The following is a 19,854-nucleotide window of genomic DNA, read 5'->3' as shown; positions in this document are numbered from 1 at the left end:
GTCCGGATGCATCCACAGGATTTTGCCGGGCGCGGGGAATCCGGTCTCAGGCGCCGTCGTAGGCACTCTGGAGGGCCGCGATGTCCAGCTTTTTCATCTGCAGCATGGCAGCCATCGCCCGTTGCGCGCCCTCGGGGTCCGGGCCACTCAAAAGTTCAGTGAAAATGGTCGGGACAATCTGCCAGGACAGACCGAACTTGTCCTTGAGCCAACCGCATTGGCTCTCTTCGCCGCCAGCCGTCAGCGCGTCCCAATAACGGTCCACCTCGTCCTGTGAGTTGCAATTGACCACCAGGGAAACTGCCTCGGTGAAATTGAACATCGGGCCCCCGTTGAGGGCCAGGAACTCGCGGCCTTCGATCTGGAAATCGACGGTCACGACGTCGCCGGCCGGCCCGGGGCCCGCGTCCCCGCTGCGCAAGACCTTGCCGATGGAAGAATGGGGGAAGAGAGATGTGTAGAACTGGGCCGCTTCTTCTGCTTGCGAATCAAACCACAAGCACGTGGAGATTTTTTGCATCGTGAATGTCCTTCAGCTCTGTGGATTGGCTTTCGGCATGAAGGCTAGTCCCCGCCCAGGTAGGACACAATGCCCGGCAGGCAATGGCCCGGCGGCTGGCTGCCATGGAGCCCCGGTTCGAGATCCGGGATTCAGGCGGGATAGTGTCATATCCATGCCCGCTGCAAAAATCTCCTTGGCCCGCTCTGCCGTCATCGCCGCTTTGGCCGATGCAATTCTCATTCTGGTTTTCGCGGCCATCGGGCGCGACGCGCATCAGCGCGGCGAGGTGGTGACAGGAGTATTTTCCACGGCGTTGCCGTTTCTAGCCGGCGCTGCTATCGCCTGGGTGTTGACCAGAGCCTGGCGGGCGCCCTTCAAGACCTGGCCGGCCGGCGTCGCTGTTTGGATAGGAACCGTGGCTGTTGGCATGCTTTTGCGTGCCGCTACAGGCCAGACCGTGGTGCTCGCATTCATCATCGTTGCTCTGATCAGCCTTGCCATACTGCTGCTTGGCTACCGCGCCGTCATCGCACTTGTGACCCGAGTTCGTCGGCGCAGCCACCAGCCTTGAGCGCCAGCGGATGCACTAGGCTTGCAACGTCAACTGCTGCACTTCGGAAAGGCCGCCCCCAGTGATCACCGCTTTTGTCCTGATCAAGACTGACGCTTCACGCATCCCGGAGACGGCCGAGGAGATCTCCGCCATCCAAGGGATCAGCGAGGTCTACTCCGTCACGGGTGAGTGGGACCTTATTGCGGTGGCACGCGTGGCGAAGCACGAGGAACTCGCGGACGTCATCGCCGACAAGCTCTCCAAGGTTCCTGCAGTTGTGCACACCACTACGCACATCGCTTTCCGCGCGTACTCCCAGCACGATCTGGATGCCGCGTTTACCCTGGGCTTCGAACAGTAAATGGGCTTCGAGCAGTAATCCTTAACTGCTCCGCTCAGTTCTTGGGCTCAGTTCCGAGTGAGTCCAACCCACGTGTCCAGGACCCGGGCAGCAGCTCCGGAGTCAACGGATTCAGCGGCCCGCACCCAGGCTGACCGCATACGGTCCAGGAACGGTCCGTCAGCTGAGGTATCGAAGGCCACCAGACCAGCGGCAGCATTGAGCAAAACCGCATCGCGCACTGCGCCCGGCTTCCCGTCCAATACTTCACGCACGACGGCGGCATTCGCCTCCGCGTTGCCACCCCGGAGTTCGGCGACGGTCGCCGCAGCGATTCCAAGCTCGGCCGGCGAGAACCGCTGTTCCACGACGTGACCGTCCCTGATCTCCCACACCGTGGATGGGCCGGTAGTTGTCAGCTCATCGAGTCCGTCTTCCCCACGGAATACGAGCCCCCGGCTTCCCCGGCGCGCCAGAACCCCCGCGATCAGGGGCGCCATGGAGGCGTTGGCCACACCCACGGCTGATGCCTGGACATGTGCCGGGTTGGTCATCGGCCCCAGGAAGTTGAATGCCGTGGGGATGCCGAGTTCGGCCCGGACCACGCCGGTATGCCGAAAGGACGGGTGGAATACCTGGGCGAAGCAGAAAGTGATTCCCGCCTCTTCGGCGTTGCGTGCAACTCGCTCGATGGGCAGGTCAAGCCTGACGCCAAGCGCTTCCAAGACATCCGCCGAGCCCGACGACGACGAGGCCGCCCGGTTCCCGTGCTTGACCACTCGTGCTCCCGCGCCCGCAGCAATGAGGGCAGCCATCGTCGAGATATTCACTGTATTCAGCTGATCGCCGCCGGTGCCGACGATGTCCAGCTTTTCGCCCGGAATGCTGACGGGCTTGGCGTTGGACAGCATAGCTTCCACCAGTCCGGTGACTTCTTCGACCGTCTCGCCTTTGGCGCGCAGCGCGACGAGGAAGCCGGCAATCTGCGAGGCAGCGGCTTCCCCGGACATGATGGTGTTCATGGCCCATGCAGTGTTTTCCACTGAGAGGTCATGCCCCTTGATCAAAGCGGAGATGAGTCCGGGCCACGAGTTGCTTGCCTGCTGTGCGGATGCCAGTGAAGTCACCTCTTGATGCTAGCGATCCACGCGGCTCCGTGACCAATGCTAAGGACGTCGGGAACTTTTCCGCGCGAATTCGCGTGTTTGTAGAAAAAGTCTCCCCAAAAGGCGGTTCGTATTGGGAAGTCAGGACTTTTACAGACATAATGTCCATGTGACATCTGCGACCCATGCCCCCAGTACCCCGGCGCACCCGACGCTGAATCGCCCCAATCTGGTTTCCGTTGGAACCGTTGTGTGGCTTTCCAGTGAGTTGATGTTCTTCGCCGGTCTCTTCGCCATGTACTTCACTCTGCGCTCTACTTCAGGCGCTTTGTGGGCCGAGGAAACCGGCAAGCTCAACTTCCCGTTTGCGCTCGTAAACACCATCGTCCTTGTGTCGAGCTCCTTCACTTGCCAGATGGGCGTCTTCGCCGCCGAGCGACTTGAGCCGCGCCGTCGAGGCGGCCTGCTGCAGTTCACCCGCTGGGGCATGACCGAATGGTTCATCCTGACGTTCATCATGGGCTCCTTCTTCGTTGCCGGTCAGACCACCGAGTACGCGATGCTTGTCTCCGAGCACGTGACCCTCTCGGCTAATGCCTACGGTTCCGCGTTCTACATGACAACCGGCTTCCACGGCCTTCACGTCATTGGCGGACTCATTGCGTTCCTGTTCATCATTGGCCGCGCTTACGCTGCCAAGAAGTTCGGACACTTCGAAGCGACTTCGGCAATCGTCACCTCGTATTACTGGCACTTCGTGGACGTTGTGTGGATCGGCCTCTTCCTGGTCATCTACGTCCTGAAGTAACCCAGCATTGACTCTTGCTCAGCAAGAGGATGAATTTTCAAGAAGCGGCTCACGGAGCCGACGCAGGATCGAAAAAAGGAACCACCACGTGAAGGCACTCTCGCAGAAGCGACGTCATCCATTGGCAGCCATTGCGCTGCTGCTGCTGGGACTCCTCGTCACTGGTGGGCTTTACGCCGTTGCCACAACGGTCAACCAGGCGAAGGCGGACACCACCACCTTTAGCGCAAGCGATGCTCAAGAGGGCGGCAAGCTCTTCGCCGCCAACTGCGCCACGTGCCACGGCATGGGCGCCAGCGGATCCAAGGACGGCCCTTCGCTGGTCGGCGTAGGTGCTGCTGCAGTTGACTTCCAGGTTGGCACCGGCCGCATGCCCATGCAGATGAACGGACCCCAGGCGCAGGAAAAGCCGAGGCAGTTCAATGACCAGCAGACGCAGCAGCTGGCGGCTTACGTCGCTTCGCTCGGCGCAGGCCCGGCCATTCCCGATGCATCACTGCTCGACCAAAAGGGAGATGCCGCCAAAGGTGGCGAACTCTTCCGCGTGAACTGCGCGATGTGCCACAACGCCGCCGCTGCCGGTGGCGCTTTGACCCGTGGAAAGTTTGCTCCGGCTCTGGCTGGCGTCTCGGGACAGCACATCTATGAAGCCATGGCTACCGGTCCACAGAACATGCCCGTTTTCAACGACGCCAACATCTCTCCTCAGGGCAAGCGAGACATCATCACCTTCCTGAAGCAGATCGAAGCCAACGGCTCGCCTGGTGGCGCCGACCTCGGAGGGCTGGGTCCGGTTTCCGAAGGTCTCTTTGTGTGGGTTGCAGGCCTCGGTGTCATCATCGCCTTCACCATTTGGCTGACCTCGCGTACCTCGTAGGTCAGACGCACTAAAAGCTTCTGCTGTCCCCGCAGCAGTTTTGAATTGAACATTAACCCGGTTCCGGCCGGGACAACGAGAGAAGGATGAGGCGAATTATGGGCAACCATAGTGACGGCAGTCCGAACCACTCGGGCACCGTAGCTACGGCTGGTCAGAATGTTGTGGAGAAGTTCCAGGATCGCTGGACTTCCTCCGCACCGTTTGCGCCTGGCTGACACGGACCCGAGAGCCGCGAAGCGAGCCGAACGGCAGGTAGCCATTCTGTTTGGCGTATCCGTGATCGGTACCCTGGTGTTTCCTGGTGTCGTACTTTGCCATCGACCTGCACACCGATGGATCGATCGCAACGATCCGCACGCAGAACCTCCTGCTTGGACTCGGTACCGCGTTCGCGATGCTGGGCATCGGTACTGGCATCGTGCACTGGGCCAAGGCCCTCATGCCGGACCACGAAGTGTCGGAAGAGCGTCACGCCATCCGCACCGAGGAAGACCGCCAGGCCGCTGTACGAATCGTCGAGGACATCGTCGAGGAAACCGGCATCAAGCGTCGCCCGCTGATCCGCAACACCCTCCTGGGTGCTGTGGCACTGGCCCCGCTCCCGGCCTTGGCCGTATTCGGTGACCTTGGACCCCGTCCCGATAACACGCTCGCTCACACCATGTGGGCACCCCAGGACGGCAAGCTCAAGCGCCTCACCCGTGACCCTGACGGAACTCCGATCAAGGCGTCGGACGTAACTATCGGTTCTGCTTTCCACGTGATCCCCGAGGGCCTCAATGAACTCCAGGAAGGCAAGCTCAACGCGAAGGCCAAGGCCGTCGTTTTGTTGATGCGCCTTAACCCGGATGACCTCACGATTTCCAAGGGCCGGGAAACCTGGAGCTACAACGGAATCGTTGCATACTCCAAGATCTGCACCCACGTTGGTTGCCCCGTTGCTCTGTACGAGCAGCAGACGCACCACTTGCTGTGTCCGTGCCACCAGTCGACCTTCGACCTCACCAAGGAATGCAAGGTTATCTTCGGGCCGGCCAGCCGTCCGCTCCCCCAGCTGCCCATCGCGGTAGACGCTGAGGGCTACCTCGTAGCCACGAGCGACTTCAAAGAACCTGTAGGACCGAGTTACTGGGAGCGTGACGAGCATGAGCGCCTCATCAACAGCTGAAGTCCCCTTCGTACCGAAGACCAAAGTTGGCCGTATCACGGACTTCGTTGACGAGCGCGTCGGCGGATCCGGAATCCTGCGTGAATTCGGCCGGAAGGTCTTTCCCGACCACTGGTCCTTCATGTTCGGTGAGGTGGCGCTGTATTCCTTCGTCATCCTCCTGATGTCGGGTACCTTCCTGACCTTCTTCTTTGACCCGTCCATGGCGGAGACTCACTACCACGGGTCATACACCCCGCTCACGAATGTCGAAATGTCCGTCGCGTACAACTCGTCGCTGAACATTTCCTTCGACATTCGCGGCGGCTTGTTCTTCCGCCAGGTGCACCACTGGGCGGCTTTGCTGTTCGTGGCATCGCTTGGTGTGCACATGCTGCGCGTTTTCTTCACGGGCGCTTTCCGCAAGCCGCGTGAAATGAACTGGGTGGTGGGCGGCGTCCTGCTCATCCTGGCCATGGCTGAAGGCTTCACCGGATATTCGCTTCCCGATGACCTGCTTTCCGGTAACGGCCTGCGAATCATCGACGGTGTCATCAAGTCCATCCCGGTGATCGGAACGTACATCTCGTTCTTCCTCTTCGGAGGCGAGTTCCCGGGTACAGCCATCATCGGCCGCCTGTACGTGCTGCACATTCTGCTCGTGCCGGCCATGATTTTGCTGATGATCGTCATCCACCTCTTCATGGTGGTTGTGCACAAGCACACGCAGTACCCCGGCCCGGGCCGCAACGACGGCAACGTCGTCGGTTACCCTCTCGGACCGGTTTACGCTGCAAAGGCCGGCGGCTTCTTCTTCATCGTGTTCGGCGTCGTCGCGCTCATGGCTGCGATGTTCACCATCAACCCGATCTGGAACTACGGGCCGTACGACCCCTCCCCCGTGTCGGCAGGTACCCAGCCTGACTGGTACATCGGCTTCGTCGACGGTGCCCTGCGACTGATGCCCGGCGTTGTCAATGATTTCCACTTCGAATACATCATCTTCGGCCATGTGCTCACGCTGAATGTGCTGCTTCCCGCGTTGGTTCCTGCAGGCATCATCTTCACCGTGCTGTTCATGTACCCGTGGATCGAACGCTGGATTACCAAGGACAACCGTGAGCACCACGTTCTGGACCGTCCGCGCAACGCTCCCACCCGCACGGCCATCGGCGTCGCCGGCTTCACCTGGTACTGCGTCATGTGGGCAGCTGCTGGCTCGGACCTCATTGCAACGCACTTCCATGTTGCACTGAACGACGTTACCTACTGGTTGCGCACGCTCTTCTTCATTGGCCCGATCATTGCGTTCATGGTCACCAAGCGTGTGGCACTCGCACTTCAGCGTAAGGACCGTGAGATCGCCTTGCACGGCCGCGAAACGGGTCGCATCGTCCGGTTGCCGCACGGTGAGTTCATCGAGGTCCACGCACCGCTTGACGATTACAAGCACTACAAGCTCGTTGGCTTCGAGTCCCCGGTCCCGCTGCCGGCCGAGCCCAATGAGAACGGTGTGGTCACGCCGAAGGAAAAGCGCCGCGCGGCTCTCTCCAAGTGGTTCTTCGAAGACCGTGTTGCTCCTGCGACTCCGGCTGAGCTTGAAGCAGCCCACGCGCACGGCCACCACGAGGCCATCGAATCCGCTGAAGAGAACAAGAGCTTGAGCCACTAGCTCTCTGACAGCAACCCTGAAGCCCCCGTCCACCTTGAACTGCTCCCCGGAAGTTGGACTGAGAAATTCAGTTCCGACTCCCGGGGAGCAGTTTCATGCATGCACGTAGTTCGTTATCGGAGGATCAGCGCGAGGCCGCTGTAGCGTGGTTTGAGAAAGGCATCGCGGATAGTGCGGCGGCGAGGTTTCTGGGCGTGTCTCGCGGACCGGTCAAGCTTCTCTATCGGCGGTGGAAGATCCATGGTCGAGGAGCGCTGGTGGCCAAGCCGACGAGACAGGCGTACTCGTTCGAATTCAAGCTCGCATTGGTCGAACGGTTCGTCGCGGGCGAGACCGCCCCGGACCTCGCGGCGGAGGTGGGCTTGTCCTCTCCGGTGTTGCTGAAAACCTGGGCACGGGCGTATCGCCGCGAGGGCGCTGACGCATTGCGCCCGAAGCCCGCAGGCAGGCCCAAAGCACCGGATGCCCGGCCCTCCGCGGAACTGCCCGAACTGGAGCGGTTGCGCCGGGAGAACGAACGGTTGCGGGCGGAAGTGGCTTACCTGGGAAAATTGCGGGCCTTGAGGGCGCAGGAACGACGGTGAGAGTCCATGCCATCACCGCCCTCAAGGCCGACTTTCCCCTGCCTGTCTTGTTGCAGGTGGCCGGCCTTGCCCGGTCGACGTTCTTCTATCATCAGGCCCGCCTCCAGGCCCCTGACCCGCAGGAAGCACTGAAAGCCGCGGTGACGGAGATCTTCGAGAAGAACCATGGCCGGTACGGGCACCGCCGCATCCACACCGAGCTGACCAGGCAAGGGCGGACGGTCGCGAAGAAGACCGTGCTGAAGCTGATGCGTTCCCTGAAGCTGGTCTGCAAGGTCAGGGGAAAGAAGCGCTACAACTCCTATCAGGGCGGGCATGGCACGATTGCCCCGAACGTGCTGAACCGCGAGTTCGACGCAACAGCCCCGAACGAGAAGTGGGTCACGGATGTGACAGAGTTCCGCGTCGGTGACCGGAAGGTCTATCTTTCACCGGTCATGGACCTCTTCAACCGGCAGATCATCTCTTACGCGGCAGGCCCTTCCCCGAACCCTGGACCTCACCAACACATCACTCCGCAAGGCGCTGGCAACCCTCGAGCGCGGGCAAAAACCACTCGTTCATTCGGACCAGGGTTTCCAGTACCAGCACGTCTCATGGCGGAATCTCCTACAGGGCGCCGACGCAACCCAGTCCATGTCACGCAAGGGCAACTGCTACGACAACGCCGTGATGGAGAACTTCTTCGGCCACCTCAAGGAAGAGCTTTTCCACCGAGTCCGGTTCATCAGCACCGACGCATTGGAAACAGCGCTAGACGAGTACATTCGCTGGTACAACACCGAAAGAATCTCGACAAAGCTAAAGGGCCTGAGCCCGGTGCAATACCGTGCTCAGGCCCTCGAAGCCTAGGCTCTTACTTATCCAGTCCAACTTTCAGGGACCAGTTCACCTCGGACGGGGGCTTCAGTTGTCTCCTGCAGATCTGTTCGGCGGGCGTAGTCTGCTGCGATCAGGCCACAGCCGGTACTTCCCTGCTTGACGCTACGGCCTTGTGCTTGTGCTAGTGGTTGCGGTACCCCGTGGATTGGCTTCGAGTGGAGCGGACGCCCGGGCGCTGCAGCGGAACCCACAACTTGTAGCGATCGGCCCTGTAATAGGACACGGAGTAGTCCACCATGGCGCGGGCAACGAAGGCGTGGCGCTGAATCTTGAGTAGCGGAGTGCCGACGTCGACATTAAGCAGCCGCGCGGTGGAGGGCGATGCAGCGGTTGCCTCGATCATGTCCTCGCCCCACTCCATGACGAGGCCGTATTTTTCACTCAGTACGTTGTACAGCGAGGTGGGAGGCGCATCGTCCAGAAGCCCTGGAACACGGTGGGCGGGTATGAAGTTTTCGTCCACGCTCATCGGCTCGTTATCGGCGAGCAGGAGACGCCTGAAGCGGACGAGGGGCGTGCCCTCCTCCAATTGGAGTTCCCGCGCCAGGAAGGCACTCGCGGAAATCTGCTCAAAGCTCAAAACCTTCGCAGCCGGAACCATGCCGCGGCGCTGCATTTCCTCGCTATAAGACGTGAGCTTCACCTGAAGGTCCAGCTTTGGTTTACGGACAAAGGTTCCAAGGCCGACAACCCGTTCGATGACCTCTTCGCCAACAAGTGCGTCAATGGCCTGCCGCACGGTCATCCTGGCAAGTCCGAAACGGTCGGACAGGTCGCGTTCGGACGGCAAGGCGGCGCCGGGCTTGCAGGACTCGGAAATGTAGCTGCGCAGGATTTCACGCAGTTGTACGTAAATAAGGGTCCCGCTCTTGCGATCGATCTCCCCCGCTATGCGTGCAGCTTCAGCAGGCATGACGGTCTTCGGCCAAGAAATCTTCCATATACCAAGAGTAGGTGAATCCGGCCTCAGGTCTAGACCAGCCGGCCTGGGCGCACGCGTCGGCCGTTTGGCGGGGCTACGCTTGTATGGATCAAAATTGCAGTCGGCATCTGGCCGTCCGAATCAAAGGAGCCGGGTTGCCCGAGCACAAAGCCATTGTCGCCGCAGAGATCGGCCTCCACGCGAGGGCAGCTGCTGTGTTCGTCCGCGCCGTGACAGCCACGGGCCTTCCCGTGACTATCCGTAAGCCCGGCTGTCAAACCGTCGACGCACGGTCCTTGCTTGAGGTCATGACAGAAGACTTCGGCCACGGCTGTGAGGTGGTTCTCTCCGTCTCTGGAGAGGCTCTTACAGCAGGCCGGACGCTGGACGAGGTGGACGATGCCTTGGCAGCTCTCTCGGCCGTTCTGGGGGCCGTAGAAGGGCGTTGAAACAGGTAAAGCAAGCGGTCCGCTCAGCATGCGTTGACCGGACGGTCTTGCTGGTGGCATGACCGGAAGAAGAAAACGACGTCGGGCCCCACCAAATGGTGGGGCCCGACGTCGTTCTTCAAGTATTTCTAGTGCGCGTGGTCTCCACGGCTGTATTCGAAGACCCAACCGACCAGGGCTACTACAGCCAAGCCAGCGGCAACGAACGTGATCCAGAAACCGACAGCGAGGCCAAGGAACCCGCCGGCGCAAGCAAGTCCAAGAACCAGCGGCCACCAGCTCCAAGGGCTGAAGTGTCCCTGCTCTCCGGCACCTTCATGAATCTCGGCGTCAGGACGGTCCTCGGGACGCATGCCGACACGCTTGCCCGTAAAACCCAGGTAACCGCCGATCATGCCGGCCAGGCCGCCGACCAGGAGAATACCCAGGGCGCCAACCCACTCAGACCAGTGGGTCAGGAAACCGTAGACAATAGCGACTGGGACGAAGAAGAATGTCCCGGCTCCAAAAATCCATGATTCGATTTTCACTTGGCGTCCTTCTGATCAGCGTTGCCGAGCAGAACTGCTGCCGGCTCAGGCGTCTGGGCAGTGTAGTGCTGTGCCAGCTCCGGGTGGTGCAGGTCCAGGGCAGGACGCTCGGAGCGGATGCGGGGAAGCGACGTGAAGTTGTGACGCGGCGGCGGGCAGGAAGTTGCCCACTCGAGGGAGGCGCCGAAGCCCCAGGGATCATCAACTTCAACCTTCTTGTCGCTGCGCCACGTGATGTAGACGTTCCAGAAGAACGGCAGAAGCGAGGCGCCAAGCACGAAGGAAGAAATGGTCGAGAACTGGTTCATCCAGGTAAAGCCGTCCTGCGGCATGTAGTCCGCGTACCGGCGGGGCATACCCTCAACGCCGAGCCAGTGCTGGATGAGGAAGGTGCCGTGGAAGCCAAGGAACAGGAGCCAGAAGTGGATCTTGCCGAGGCGTTCGTTGAGCATCTTGCCAGTCCACTTGGGCCACCAGAAGTAGAACCCCGCAAACATGGCGAACACGACGGTACCGAAGACAACATAGTGGAAGTGAGCCACCACGAAGTAGGAGTCCGAAACGTGGAAGTCAAGCGGCGGCGAGGCCAGGATGATGCCGGTCAGGCCACCGAAGAGGAAGGTGACCAGGAAGCCGATGCTCCACAGCATGGGGGTCTCAAACGTGATGGAACCCTGCCAGAGCGTTCCGATCCAGTTGAAGAACTTCACACCCGTAGGCACCGCGATCAACATCGTCATGAACGAGAAGAACGGAAGAAGGACTGAGCCGGTGACGTACATGTGGTGCGCCCATACCGTCACCGAGAGGGCGGCAATAGCGATGGTCGCGTAGACGAGGCCCTTGTAACCAAAGATCGGTTTACGGCTGAATACCGGGAAGATCTCGGAGACGATGCCGAAGAACGGCAACGCGATGATGTACACCTCGGGGTGCCCGAAGAACCAGAACAGGTGCTGCCAGAGGACCGCTCCGCCGTTCTCGGGGTCAAAGATATGCGCTCCGAAGCGACGGTCCGCGCCCAGGGCGAAGAGCGCAGCAGCCAGAGGCGGGAAGGCCATGAGGACCAGGATGGCCGTAACGAGCGTGTTCCAGGTGAAGATCGGCATGCGCCACATGGTCATGCCAGGAGCGCGCATGCAGATGATCGTGGTGATGAAGTTGACCGCACCAAGGATCGTTCCGAAACCGGACAGGGCGAGGCCAAAGACCCAGAGGTCACCACCGACACCAGGTGTGAACGTCGTGTTCGACAAGGGCGCATAGGCGAACCAACCGAAGGAGGCTGCACCCTGTGGGGTGATGAAGCCGGACACGGCGATGGTGGAGCCAAAGAGGAAGAACCAGAAGGCCAGAGCGTTCAGTCGCGGGAAGGCGACGTCAGGGGCGCCGATCTGCAACGGCATGATGACGTTGGCGAAGCCGGCAAAGAGCGGCGTTGCGAACATCAGGAGCATGACGGTGCCATGCATCGTGAAGAGCTGGTTGTACTGTTCCTTGGTCTGCAGGATCTGCATGCCGGGTTCGAACAGTTCTGCGCGGATGAGCAGCGCCATGACGCCGCCCAGGCAGAAGAACACGAAGGACGCGATCAGGTACATGTACCCGATGGTCTTGTGGTCGGTGGAAGTGATCCAGTTGACGACGATGCGTCCCTTGGACTTCGGTACTACGGGAGACTCAAGGACTCCGGCGGATTGAGTGTAAGTAGCCACGTCGCGTCCCTTAATTCTTTACGTTCAGGTTAGGGTTGCGGTCGTACTTCGAGTCGAGAAGTCCGGTGTTTCCGCTCTGGCGAAGCTGGTCCATGTGTGCCTGGAATTCAGCCTCGGAAACGACCTTGACGCGGAACAGCATCTCGGAGTGGTACTCACCGCAAAGTTCGGCGCACTTGCCGTCGTAGGTGCCTTCCTTGGTGGGGGTCAACCTGATGTAGTTGGTCTTGCCGGGGATCATGTCGCGCTTCTGCAGGAAGGCTGGAACCCAGAAAGAGTGGATGACGTCGCGCGAGTTCAGCTCGAGGTCAACTGACTTGTTGACCGGCAGGTACAGAGTGGGGAGCTTGTCCTTGTCCACGTTGTTACCCGTGAGGTGCGCCTGGACGCCTGCCTCGTGAAGGTCGTCAGTGATAACCGAGCCCTTCACGTAGTTGAAGTCCCACGCCCACTGCTTGCCACGTACGTCGATGGTGACGTCCGCCGGCTGGGAGCGGTTATCAATGGCCTGCTGATCCTGATCGGTGAAGTAGAAGAACACCAAGACCATGAACAGCGGAATCGTCAAATAAAAGACCTCCAGCGGGAGGTTGTAGCTGAGCTGCTTCGGGAAGCCCGTAGTGCCCTTGCGCCGGCGGTAGGCGATGATGCACCAGACCAACAGGCCCCAAGTAATGATGCCGACGACGAGGGCGGCGATCCATGAGTTGACCCAGAGGTCCATGATCCGGCCGGTGTTGCTGGTGGTCCCACGATCCGTGGGCAACCAACCCTTCTCTACCTCTGGCGAACATCCGGTCAAAACCAACGCGCCGGCTAGTGCCAAGCCAGTGATCGAGGTGATCTTTATGCGTCGGCTGCCGGTTCGGTTCTGCGAACTCACAGACGGCCCTTCCTCTTGTTGCTGCGCCCGGCGGAGCAAAAGCCCACCGGGCACACTAAAGTTTTACTACCCGGTGTAGAGCTTACCGCTACCGGGCGGTTTTCGCCGACATGCTGGCCCAGTGCGTCGGCCCGGGAATTAACCCGCTCCTGAGCTGGGCCAACAGTCGGCGAATGCCCCGATTAGTGGAACGAATCGCCGCAGGCGCAGGACCCGCCGGCGTTGGGGTTGTCGATCGTGAAGCCCTGCTTCGAGATCGTGTCCTCAAAGTCGATGCTGGCACCGCTCAGGTAAGGCACGCTCATCTTGTCGACAACAACCTCGACGCCGTCGTAGTCGCGGACGGCGTCGCCGTCGAGCAGACGTTCGTCGAAGTACAGCTGGTAGATCAGGCCCGAGCAGCCGCCCGGCTGAACAGCGACGCGGAGCCGCAAGTCGGTACGACCTTCTTGTTCGAGGAGGCTCCGGACCTTGCCTGCGGCGACATCGGTCAATTTGACCTCGTGCTCGGGAAGCTCGCCGCCTGCAAGCTGCGTTCCGGTGCTGTTTTCGTTGGTTGCAGTGCTCATTGGCCTACCTTCTTATGACGCTCTTGGCGGCTGCGCCTTCGCGCTGCCTGCCCTTACCCAAATACGTGCGGGTTATAGCTACATGCTACGACGAGCCGGCGTATAGCTATAACTTTCTAACGTAACCACTGCGACCGTTACCGTGTTCCCTGCAGCAATTCCGTTCGCCGCGGTCCACATGCCCGCCCCTGCGTGCCGTGGACTGTCAGAGACCCTTGGTGTTGAGGCGGGCCAACATCAGTGCTTCAGCCAGTACCGCGTTGCGGAAGTCGCCGATGTGCAGTGATTCGTTGGCGCTGTGGGCCCGGGAATCGGGGTCCTCGACACCGGTCACCAAAATCTGGACATCGGGGTAGATCTCGGTGAGATCCGCAATAAACGGTATGGACCCGCCGATGCCCATTTCCACAGCCTGCACACCCCAGGCCTCACCCAGTGCCCACAGAGCGATCCGGGCCGCAGCTGATCCGGTTTCGGTGGAGAAAGCATTGCCCCGCTCCCCCGGCACGAAGGTCACCTTTGCTCCGAAAGGCGCATTCGCCGTGAGGTGCCTTCCCACCGCGTCCATCGCGGCATCCGGATCCTGGCCGGGTGCCAAGCGCAGGCTGAATTTCGCCCGTGCTGTGGGGAGGAGAGTGTTGGATGCAACGTCGACGGCGGGCGCGTCGATGCCGATGATGGACAAGGCGGGCTTGGTCCAGAGCCGCGAGGCGATGGTGCCGCTGCCAGCCAGCTGCACGCCGTCGAGCACGGAAGCATCGGCGCGGTACTGCTCTTCGTCGAGATCCTCTACCACCTCATCCTTGGCAACCAATCCCTCGATGGCGACGTTGCCGGCGTCGTCGTGAAGCGTGGCGATCAGGCGGGACAAAAGGGTGGGAGCATCCAATACCGGGCCGCCGAACATCCCGGAGTGCACGGCGTGCTCCAGGACACGGACTTCGAAGGTGCCGTCCACCAGGCCCCGGAGGCTGGTTGTCAAGGCTGGCACGCCGACTTTCCAGTTGCTCGAATCCGCGACGACGATGACGTCCGCTTCGAGCAAGTCGCGGTAAGTTTCGAGGAAAGTGCGGAAGGTTGGCGAGCCCGCTTCTTCCTCACCTTCGAAGAACAACGTGACGCCCAAGCCAAAATCGTCGCCCAAAACCTGGGTAGCCGCCGCATAGGCGGCCAGGTGGGCCATGATTCCTGCTTTGTCATCGGCCGCGCCCCGCCCGTAAAGACGGCCATCACGTTCCTCGGCCGCGAACGGTTCCGTGTCCCACAGGCTCAAGTCACCTGGCGGCTGCACATCATGGTGCGCGTAAAGCAGGATTGTTGGTTTGCCCGGTGCGGCAACGCGGCGGGCAACGATGGCTGGACCGCCTGGTGTGCCATCTGTCTTGTCGCAGCGCAGGATCTGGACGTCGACGAACCCTGATTCACGAACCAGCGCTGCTACGGCCTCCGCACTCCGCTCCAGTTCGGCGGGGTCAAAGCTGGGCCAGGCGATCCCGGGGATGGCGACCAAGGCTTTCAAACGGGACATCGTCTCGTCAAAGGATGCATCGACGGAGGACTTGAGCGCATCGACGTTGATCGTGCCAGAGCCGCCGGAAGAGGTCTGCGGGATCTCCGCATTCATTGAAGTCATGGCCAAAACACTACCGCCGGGAGTGATGCCGGGGAACCGGCGGGACGGCGTGGCGGAGGCATTCAAGGGGCGGCGCACCACGTCGCCTTTTGGGGCAGCTCCTGCGGGGTATTCTGTAGTGGTGTTTGGACGTAAAAAGGATGAGCCGAGCGCTCAAGACTCAATAGACCAGCTTTCTGCCGATGCCGCTGCGAAAGGCACAGGTGCTGGCAAGGGCGCACCCACGCCCAAGCGCAGGGAACAGGAAATGGCCCGTAAGCGCCCGCTGGTTCCTACGGACCGTAAGGCCTCAAAAGAAGCCGAGCGCGTTGCGGTCCAGGACCAGCGCCAGAAAATGCGCCAGGCTCTGGATACCGGGGATGAAAAGTACCTGCCGGTGCGGGACAAGGGACCCCAGAAGCGCTATGCCCGCGACTTCGTCGATGCCCGTTTCAGCTTGGGTGAGTACCTCATGTTCGGTGCGCTGCTGTTCGTGGTGATCTCGTTTGTCATTCCTTCGGGGAGCGACGCGCTCAGCTACATCTTGATCGGTTTCTGGGTCATGTTCCTGGCCGTCTTTGCGGACGTTTTCATCCTTTCCCGCAAGCTGCGCAAGGGTTTGGGGCAGAAATTCGGCGACGTCGAGCGAGGCACCGTCTGGTATGGCAGCATGCGGTCCCTGCAATTCCGCCGTTTGCGTTTGCCCAAGCCGCTGGTACAGCGCGGCCAATACCCCTCCTAAGGCCGATTGCAACGACGCCAAAGGCTCCGATAGAGAGAAAGACCCTGGAACTTCTGTTCCAGGGTCTTTCTTTGCCGGTATCTGCCTCAGGGGGCTATCCCCTGGAGGACTGCTAGCGGATGCGCCGGGCAAGTGCCCTATTGATTCCGGCAGCCCAGAACGGGCCTTCATAAAGGAACGCGGTGTATCCCTGCACGAGGGTTGCTCCGGCGTCGAGCCGTTCCTGGACATCGCCCGCGGACTGTACTCCGCCTACCGCAATGAGCACCAGGCCCTCCCCCACAGCGGCCTTGAGCCGGCGCAGGACCTCGAGTGAACGTTCCTTGAGCGGGGCACCCGAGAGTCCGCCGGCCCCGCATGCCTCCACTTTTCCGGACCCGGAAACGAGGCCTTCCCGCCCGATGGTGGTGTTCGTCGCAATGATCCCGTCGAGCTTAAGGTCCAAGGCGAGGCGGGCGACGTCGTCGATGTCCTCGTCGCTCAAATCCGGTGCGATTTTGACCAGAAGGGGCACGTGACGCCCGGCAGACTCATCCGCGGCGTCTCCAACAGCGCGCAGAAGCGGGCGAAGTGTCTCGACGTTCTGGAGCAGGCGCAGTCCAGGAAGTGTTCGGAGAACTGACGTTCACCACGAGGTAGTCGGCGGCGGGGGCAAGGCTTCGGGCGCTCACCAAGTAGTCCTCGACGGCGTCATCCAGTTCAACCACCTTGGTCTTGCCGATATTGACGCCGATCACCGGGCGGACGCCGTGGTGTGTTCGCTGCAGTGAGGCGCGCGCAGCCTTGAGCCTCGGGGCAACGGCCGCTGCGCCGTCGTTATTGAAGCCCATCCGGTTGATGACGGCCTTGTCCTCGACGAGGCGGAAAAGCCTCGGCTTCTCGTTGCCCGGCTGGGCCTGCCCGGTGATGGTTCCAACTTCGACATGGCCGAAGCCCAGTTCAGCAAGGGCCTCGATACCGTGGCCCTCCTTGTCGAAACCCGCAGCAAGGCCAAACGGTGACGGGAAGGTCAAGCCGAAAGCCTCCGTGCGCAGGGAGGGGTGCGGCGCCGTCATTTTGGCCAGAACACGCCCCGCTCCCGAACGGTGTGCAAAGCGGATTGCCTGGAAGCCGATCCTGTGGGCTTTTTCGGCATCCATCCAAGAGAAAGCCAACTTGAAGAAAGTGGGGTAAACGCGCATGCTCCTAGTTTTCCGGTTTACGGGGCGTGCACCAAACCAACGCGGTTACCGGGCGGTAGCATGTACGAATGCCGAGCAATCCACGTGATGGAATTCACTCCAAGGCAACCATCGAAGCCGACGTCATCGTCATTGGTGCCGGACTGTCAGGGCTGGTCGCCGCGGCCCAGGCCTACGCTGAGGGAAAACGGGTTGCCGTACCTGGACCAGGAACCGGCCGCCTCCTTGGGTGGCCAAGCATATTGGTCCTTCGGTGGACTGTTCCTGGTCAACTCCCCCGAGCAACGGCGGTTGGGCGTCAGGGACAGTGCGGAACTTGCCCTGAACGACTGGATGGCATCCGCCGCCTTCGACCGCGCGGAGGATTCCTGGGCCCGGCTTTGGGCGGAGGCGTACGTAGACTTCGCGTCCGGAGAGAAGCGTGCGTGGCTCAGGGCCTTGGGCGTGCGGATGTTCCCTTTGGTGCAGTGGGCTGAACGCGGAGGCTATGGACCACAAGGCCATGGAAATTCGGTCCCGCGGTTCCATGTCACGTGGGGCACGGGCCCGGGAATCGTGGAACCGTTCCTGGCGAAGGTGAGCGAAGGCGTCGCTCGGGGCAGGGTGTCACTTCACTTCCGGCATCGCGCCAAGGAACTGACGACGACGGCGGGCCGGGTCACCGGGGTCAGCGGCGAGATTCTTGAGGAGTCCGGCGTGGGACGCGGCGAAGCGTCCTCAAGGACCGTCGTCGGGGGCTTCGAGGCAACCTCGGGCGCGGTGATCGTGACGACGGGCGGAATCGGCGGTAACCATGCCTCCGTGAGGAGGCAGTGGCCCGGCAGTTCGGCGCCCGGACAATTACTGAGCGGCGTTCCCGCGTCCGTCGACGGCGACTTCCTCACCTCCGCCGCCGCTGCCGGCGGGGAACTCATCAACGGCGACCGGATGTGGCACTACCCCGAAGGCATCCACAACCACTCTCCCGTGTGGCCCTTGCATGGCATCCGCATCCTGCCCGGGCCGTCGTCACTTTGGATTGACGCTGAAGGGCGCCAGCTGCCTGCTCCACTCTTTCCAGGGTTCGATTCGCTGGGTTCACTCAGGCACATCCTGGCGGGCGGACACGGGCACTCTTGGTTCATATGCAACCGCACGATCGCCCTCAAGGAATTTGCCCTGTCAGGGTCAGAGCAGAACCCGGATCTCACCGGCAAGGACATCCGGCTCCTGGCATCCCGCCTCAAGCCCGGCAGCGATTCTCCGTTGCAGGTCTTCCTGGACCGCGGCGTGGACTTCCTGCAGGCCACAACAGTCACCGAGCTGGCCGCGAAAATGAACACGCTGACGGGTTCCCCGCTGATAGATCCCGCCCGGCTCGGCTCGCTCATCCGTGACCGGGACCTGCAGGTGGCCAGCGGGCTGGGCAAGGACCCGCAGCTCGCGGCAATCCGCGCGGCCCGACGCTTTGCAACCGACAAGATCATGCGGGTGGCTCCACCCCACCGCCTCACCGACCCGAAGTACGGCCCTCTCGTGGCCGTTCGGCTCTCCGTGCTCACGCGCAAGAGCCTAGGTGGCCTGCTGACGGACCTCCGCTCGCGGGTTCTTGGCAGCTCCGGGGTACCAATTCCGGGCTTGTACGCCGCCGGCGAAGCGGCTGGCTTCGGCGGCGGTGGAATCCATGGGTACCGGGCGCTGGAGGGGACGTTCCTTGGCGGCTGTCTGTTCTCCGGACGAGCAGCCGGGCGCGATGCCGCGGCGAGTGTCTAAGCTGTTCACATGGAGTGGCAGACCGACATTCTCGGCGCGGACTTCGAAAGTTGCGCATTCGAGGCAGAAGGACCCGATGGTGTGGTCCGGCGGGCAACCCTGGTCCGCCATGTCCCCCACCAGGGTGCCGAAGGCCCGGAAAGTGAAACGCCGGCGGCCAACGGGTCTGTCCTTTTCCTGCATGGCTGGAGCGACTACTTTTTCAATGTTGCCCTGGCGGAATTTTGGACCGGATTAGGATTCCATTTCTACGCGCTCGACATGCACAACCATGGCCGCAGCCTGCAGGCGGAAACTCCGGGTGGGTATGTGGAACATCTGGATCACTACGACGCCGAGATCGGCAAAGCCATCGACATGATCCGGTCCCACGAATCCTGGGACGATGAGCCCCGCCCGCTGACACTCATGGGGCATTCCACGGGAGGCCTCGTCGCGGCCTTGTGGGTCAGCAGGCACCCCGGTTCCGTCCAATATTTGGTCCTCAACAGTCCGTGGCTCGAAATGCACGGAAGCTCCGTGGTGCGCCGCGCAGCCCAGACCATGGTGAAGCCGCTCGCGCGGTTCCGGCCCACCACCATCCTGCGCTTGCCCGAACGCGGCTTCTATTACCGCAGCATCAGCAGCTCGGCAGAAGGGGAATGGCTGCTCGACGACAAATACCGCCCGCCGTTGGCCTTTCCCATGCGGGCCGGTTGGCTCAGCGCGGTCCTGAGTGGCCACACTCAAGTAGCCCGGGGGCTGAGAATCGACATCCCCATCCTGGTGCTGATCTCCGGAGCGAGCGCCAACGGCATGATCTGGCAGGAATCCATGCGCCACTCGGACGCGGGTCCTGGACGTCAACACCATGGCCCTGCGCGCCATGACCCTGGGCCGCACCGTGACGCTGGAACGGGTGGATGGCGGCCTCCACGATGTCTTCCTGTCGGCCGGCCCGGTGCGTGCCGATGCCTATGCCAGGCTGGCCCGTTGGGTTCGCGGCTACATTTCCAACGAACCGGGTCCGGATCATTCAACGGGCA

At 61.5% G+C, this 19,854-nt stretch carries 17 protein-coding genes and 5 pseudogenes; 13 read left to right on the top strand and 9 right to left on the bottom strand.

All coding sequences use genetic code 11. From position 1 onward, the window contains the following. Window positions 1-46: 46 nt before the first annotated feature. A complete protein-coding gene (locus ACF0H6_RS02045; protein ID WP_395248258.1) occupies window positions 47-520 on the bottom strand; it encodes a VOC family protein in 474 nt (157 codons plus the stop codon). 154 nt (window positions 521-674) lie between these two features. Between ACF0H6_RS02045 and ACF0H6_RS02040 the strand changes: the two genes are divergently transcribed. After that, window positions 675-1,073 carry a DUF3054 domain-containing protein gene (locus tag ACF0H6_RS02040; RefSeq protein WP_395248257.1) on the top strand — a complete coding sequence of 133 codons (399 nt, stop codon included), beginning with the start codon at window positions 675-677 and terminating at the stop codon, window positions 1,071-1,073. Window positions 1,074-1,134: 61 nt separating this feature from the next. Continuing rightward, window positions 1,135-1,416 (top strand): Lrp/AsnC family transcriptional regulator, encoded by a 282-nt coding sequence (locus ACF0H6_RS02035; RefSeq protein WP_395248256.1) that lies wholly within the window; start codon window positions 1,135-1,137, stop codon window positions 1,414-1,416. 47 nt (window positions 1,417-1,463) lie between these two features. Here the strand turns inward: ACF0H6_RS02035 and trpD are convergent, their stop codons facing one another. Beyond that, window positions 1,464-2,522 carry an anthranilate phosphoribosyltransferase gene (gene trpD, locus ACF0H6_RS02030; RefSeq protein ID WP_395248255.1) on the bottom strand — a complete coding sequence of 353 codons (1,059 nt, stop codon included), beginning with the start codon at window positions 2,520-2,522 and terminating at the stop codon, window positions 1,464-1,466. 148 nt (window positions 2,523-2,670) lie between these two features. Between trpD and ACF0H6_RS02025 the strand changes: the two genes are divergently transcribed. The 7 genes and pseudogenes from ACF0H6_RS02025 (at window position 2,671) to ACF0H6_RS01995 (ending at window position 8,444) form a co-directional block, all read left to right on the top strand. Next, window positions 2,671-3,309, top strand: a complete 639-nt coding sequence (locus tag ACF0H6_RS02025; protein WP_081736831.1) for a heme-copper oxidase subunit III — start codon at window positions 2,671-2,673, stop codon at window positions 3,307-3,309. 88 nt (window positions 3,310-3,397) lie between these two features. Next, entirely contained in the window at window positions 3,398-4,186 is a 789-nt protein-coding gene (locus tag ACF0H6_RS02020) for a c-type cytochrome (RefSeq protein WP_395248254.1), read from the top strand. Between the two features lie 98 nt (window positions 4,187-4,284). After that, a pseudogene (locus ACF0H6_RS02015) lies at window positions 4,285-5,357 on the top strand (Rieske 2Fe-2S domain-containing protein). Continuing rightward, on the top strand, window positions 5,335-7,008 hold the full coding sequence (locus ACF0H6_RS02010) for a cytochrome bc complex cytochrome b subunit (RefSeq protein WP_395248253.1): 1,674 nt from the start codon (window positions 5,335-5,337) through the stop codon (window positions 7,006-7,008). Before ACF0H6_RS02015 ends, ACF0H6_RS02010 begins: the two are co-directional and overlap by 23 nt. 95 nt (window positions 7,009-7,103) lie before the next feature. Then, window positions 7,104-7,592, top strand: a complete 489-nt coding sequence (locus ACF0H6_RS02005; RefSeq protein ID WP_395248186.1) for a helix-turn-helix domain-containing protein — start codon at window positions 7,104-7,106, stop codon at window positions 7,590-7,592. Beyond that, window positions 7,589-8,020 (top strand): annotated as a pseudogene (locus tag ACF0H6_RS02000) (IS3 family transposase); the annotation flags it as partial. The gene ACF0H6_RS02005 and the pseudogene ACF0H6_RS02000, both read left to right, overlap by 4 nt. A 208-nt stretch (window positions 8,021-8,228) precedes the next feature. Next, complete coding sequence (locus tag ACF0H6_RS01995; protein ID WP_395248252.1) at window positions 8,229-8,444, top strand: transposase; 216 nt, start codon at window positions 8,229-8,231, stop codon at window positions 8,442-8,444. Window positions 8,445-8,595: 151 nt separating this feature from the next. On the opposite strand, the gene ACF0H6_RS01990 is transcribed toward ACF0H6_RS01995, so the two are convergent. Beyond that, complete coding sequence (locus tag ACF0H6_RS01990) at window positions 8,596-9,387, bottom strand: GntR family transcriptional regulator (RefSeq protein WP_395248251.1); 792 nt, start codon at window positions 9,385-9,387, stop codon at window positions 8,596-8,598. Window positions 9,388-9,551: 164 nt separating this feature from the next. Between ACF0H6_RS01990 and ACF0H6_RS01985 the strand changes: the two genes are divergently transcribed. After that, window positions 9,552-9,845 carry an HPr family phosphocarrier protein gene (locus ACF0H6_RS01985; RefSeq protein WP_395248250.1) on the top strand — a complete coding sequence of 98 codons (294 nt, stop codon included), beginning with the start codon at window positions 9,552-9,554 and terminating at the stop codon, window positions 9,843-9,845. Between the two features lie 128 nt (window positions 9,846-9,973). On the opposite strand, the gene ACF0H6_RS01980 is transcribed toward ACF0H6_RS01985, so the two are convergent. The 5 genes from ACF0H6_RS01980 to ACF0H6_RS01960 form a co-directional block, all read right to left on the bottom strand. Further along, a complete protein-coding gene (locus ACF0H6_RS01980) occupies window positions 9,974-10,375 on the bottom strand; it encodes a cytochrome c oxidase subunit 4 (protein ID WP_395248249.1) in 402 nt (133 codons plus the stop codon). Next, complete coding sequence (gene ctaD, locus ACF0H6_RS01975; RefSeq protein ID WP_395248248.1) at window positions 10,372-12,090, bottom strand: cytochrome c oxidase subunit I; 1,719 nt, start codon at window positions 12,088-12,090, stop codon at window positions 10,372-10,374. The genes ACF0H6_RS01980 and ctaD overlap by 4 nt, the downstream gene beginning before the upstream one ends. Before the next feature lie 10 nt (window positions 12,091-12,100). Further along, window positions 12,101-12,973: a cytochrome c oxidase subunit II gene (gene coxB / locus ACF0H6_RS01970; protein WP_395248247.1), complete on the bottom strand. Its 873-nt coding sequence runs from the start codon at window positions 12,971-12,973 to the stop codon at window positions 12,101-12,103. 182 nt (window positions 12,974-13,155) lie between these two features. After that, the gene (locus ACF0H6_RS01965; protein ID WP_395248246.1) at window positions 13,156-13,542 is read right to left on the bottom strand and encodes a HesB/IscA family protein; all 387 of its coding nucleotides are present in this window, start codon (window positions 13,540-13,542) and stop codon (window positions 13,156-13,158) included. A 205-nt stretch (window positions 13,543-13,747) separates the two neighbouring features. Beyond that, entirely contained in the window at window positions 13,748-15,175 is a 1,428-nt protein-coding gene (locus ACF0H6_RS01960; protein ID WP_395248245.1) for a dipeptidase, read from the bottom strand. Window positions 15,176-15,296: 121 nt separating this feature from the next. On the opposite strand from ACF0H6_RS01960, the gene ACF0H6_RS01955 reads away from it, so the two are divergent. After that, on the top strand, window positions 15,297-15,896 hold the full coding sequence (locus tag ACF0H6_RS01955) for a DUF3043 domain-containing protein (protein ID WP_395248244.1): 600 nt from the start codon (window positions 15,297-15,299) through the stop codon (window positions 15,894-15,896). 112 nt (window positions 15,897-16,008) lie between these two features. Here ACF0H6_RS01955 and ACF0H6_RS01950 read toward each other — a convergent pair. Next, window positions 16,009-17,077: pseudogene (locus ACF0H6_RS01950) on the bottom strand (quinone-dependent dihydroorotate dehydrogenase). A 68-nt stretch (window positions 17,078-17,145) separates the two neighbouring features. Between ACF0H6_RS01950 and ACF0H6_RS01945 the strand changes: the two are divergent. After that, window positions 17,146-18,829 (top strand): annotated as a pseudogene (locus tag ACF0H6_RS01945) (FAD-binding dehydrogenase). 9 nt (window positions 18,830-18,838) lie between these two features. Next, a pseudogene (locus tag ACF0H6_RS01940) lies at window positions 18,839-19,832 on the top strand (alpha/beta hydrolase); the annotation flags it as partial. Between the last annotated feature and the right edge of the window lie 22 nt (window positions 19,833-19,854).

Origin of the sequence: Arthrobacter sp. NA-172, assembly GCF_043952055.1 — a bacterium.
GTDB lineage: Bacteria > Actinomycetota > Actinomycetes > Actinomycetales > Micrococcaceae > Arthrobacter.
The sequence above is the reverse complement of the archived record's forward strand: the minus strand, read 5'-3'. Positions and strand labels throughout refer to the sequence as shown.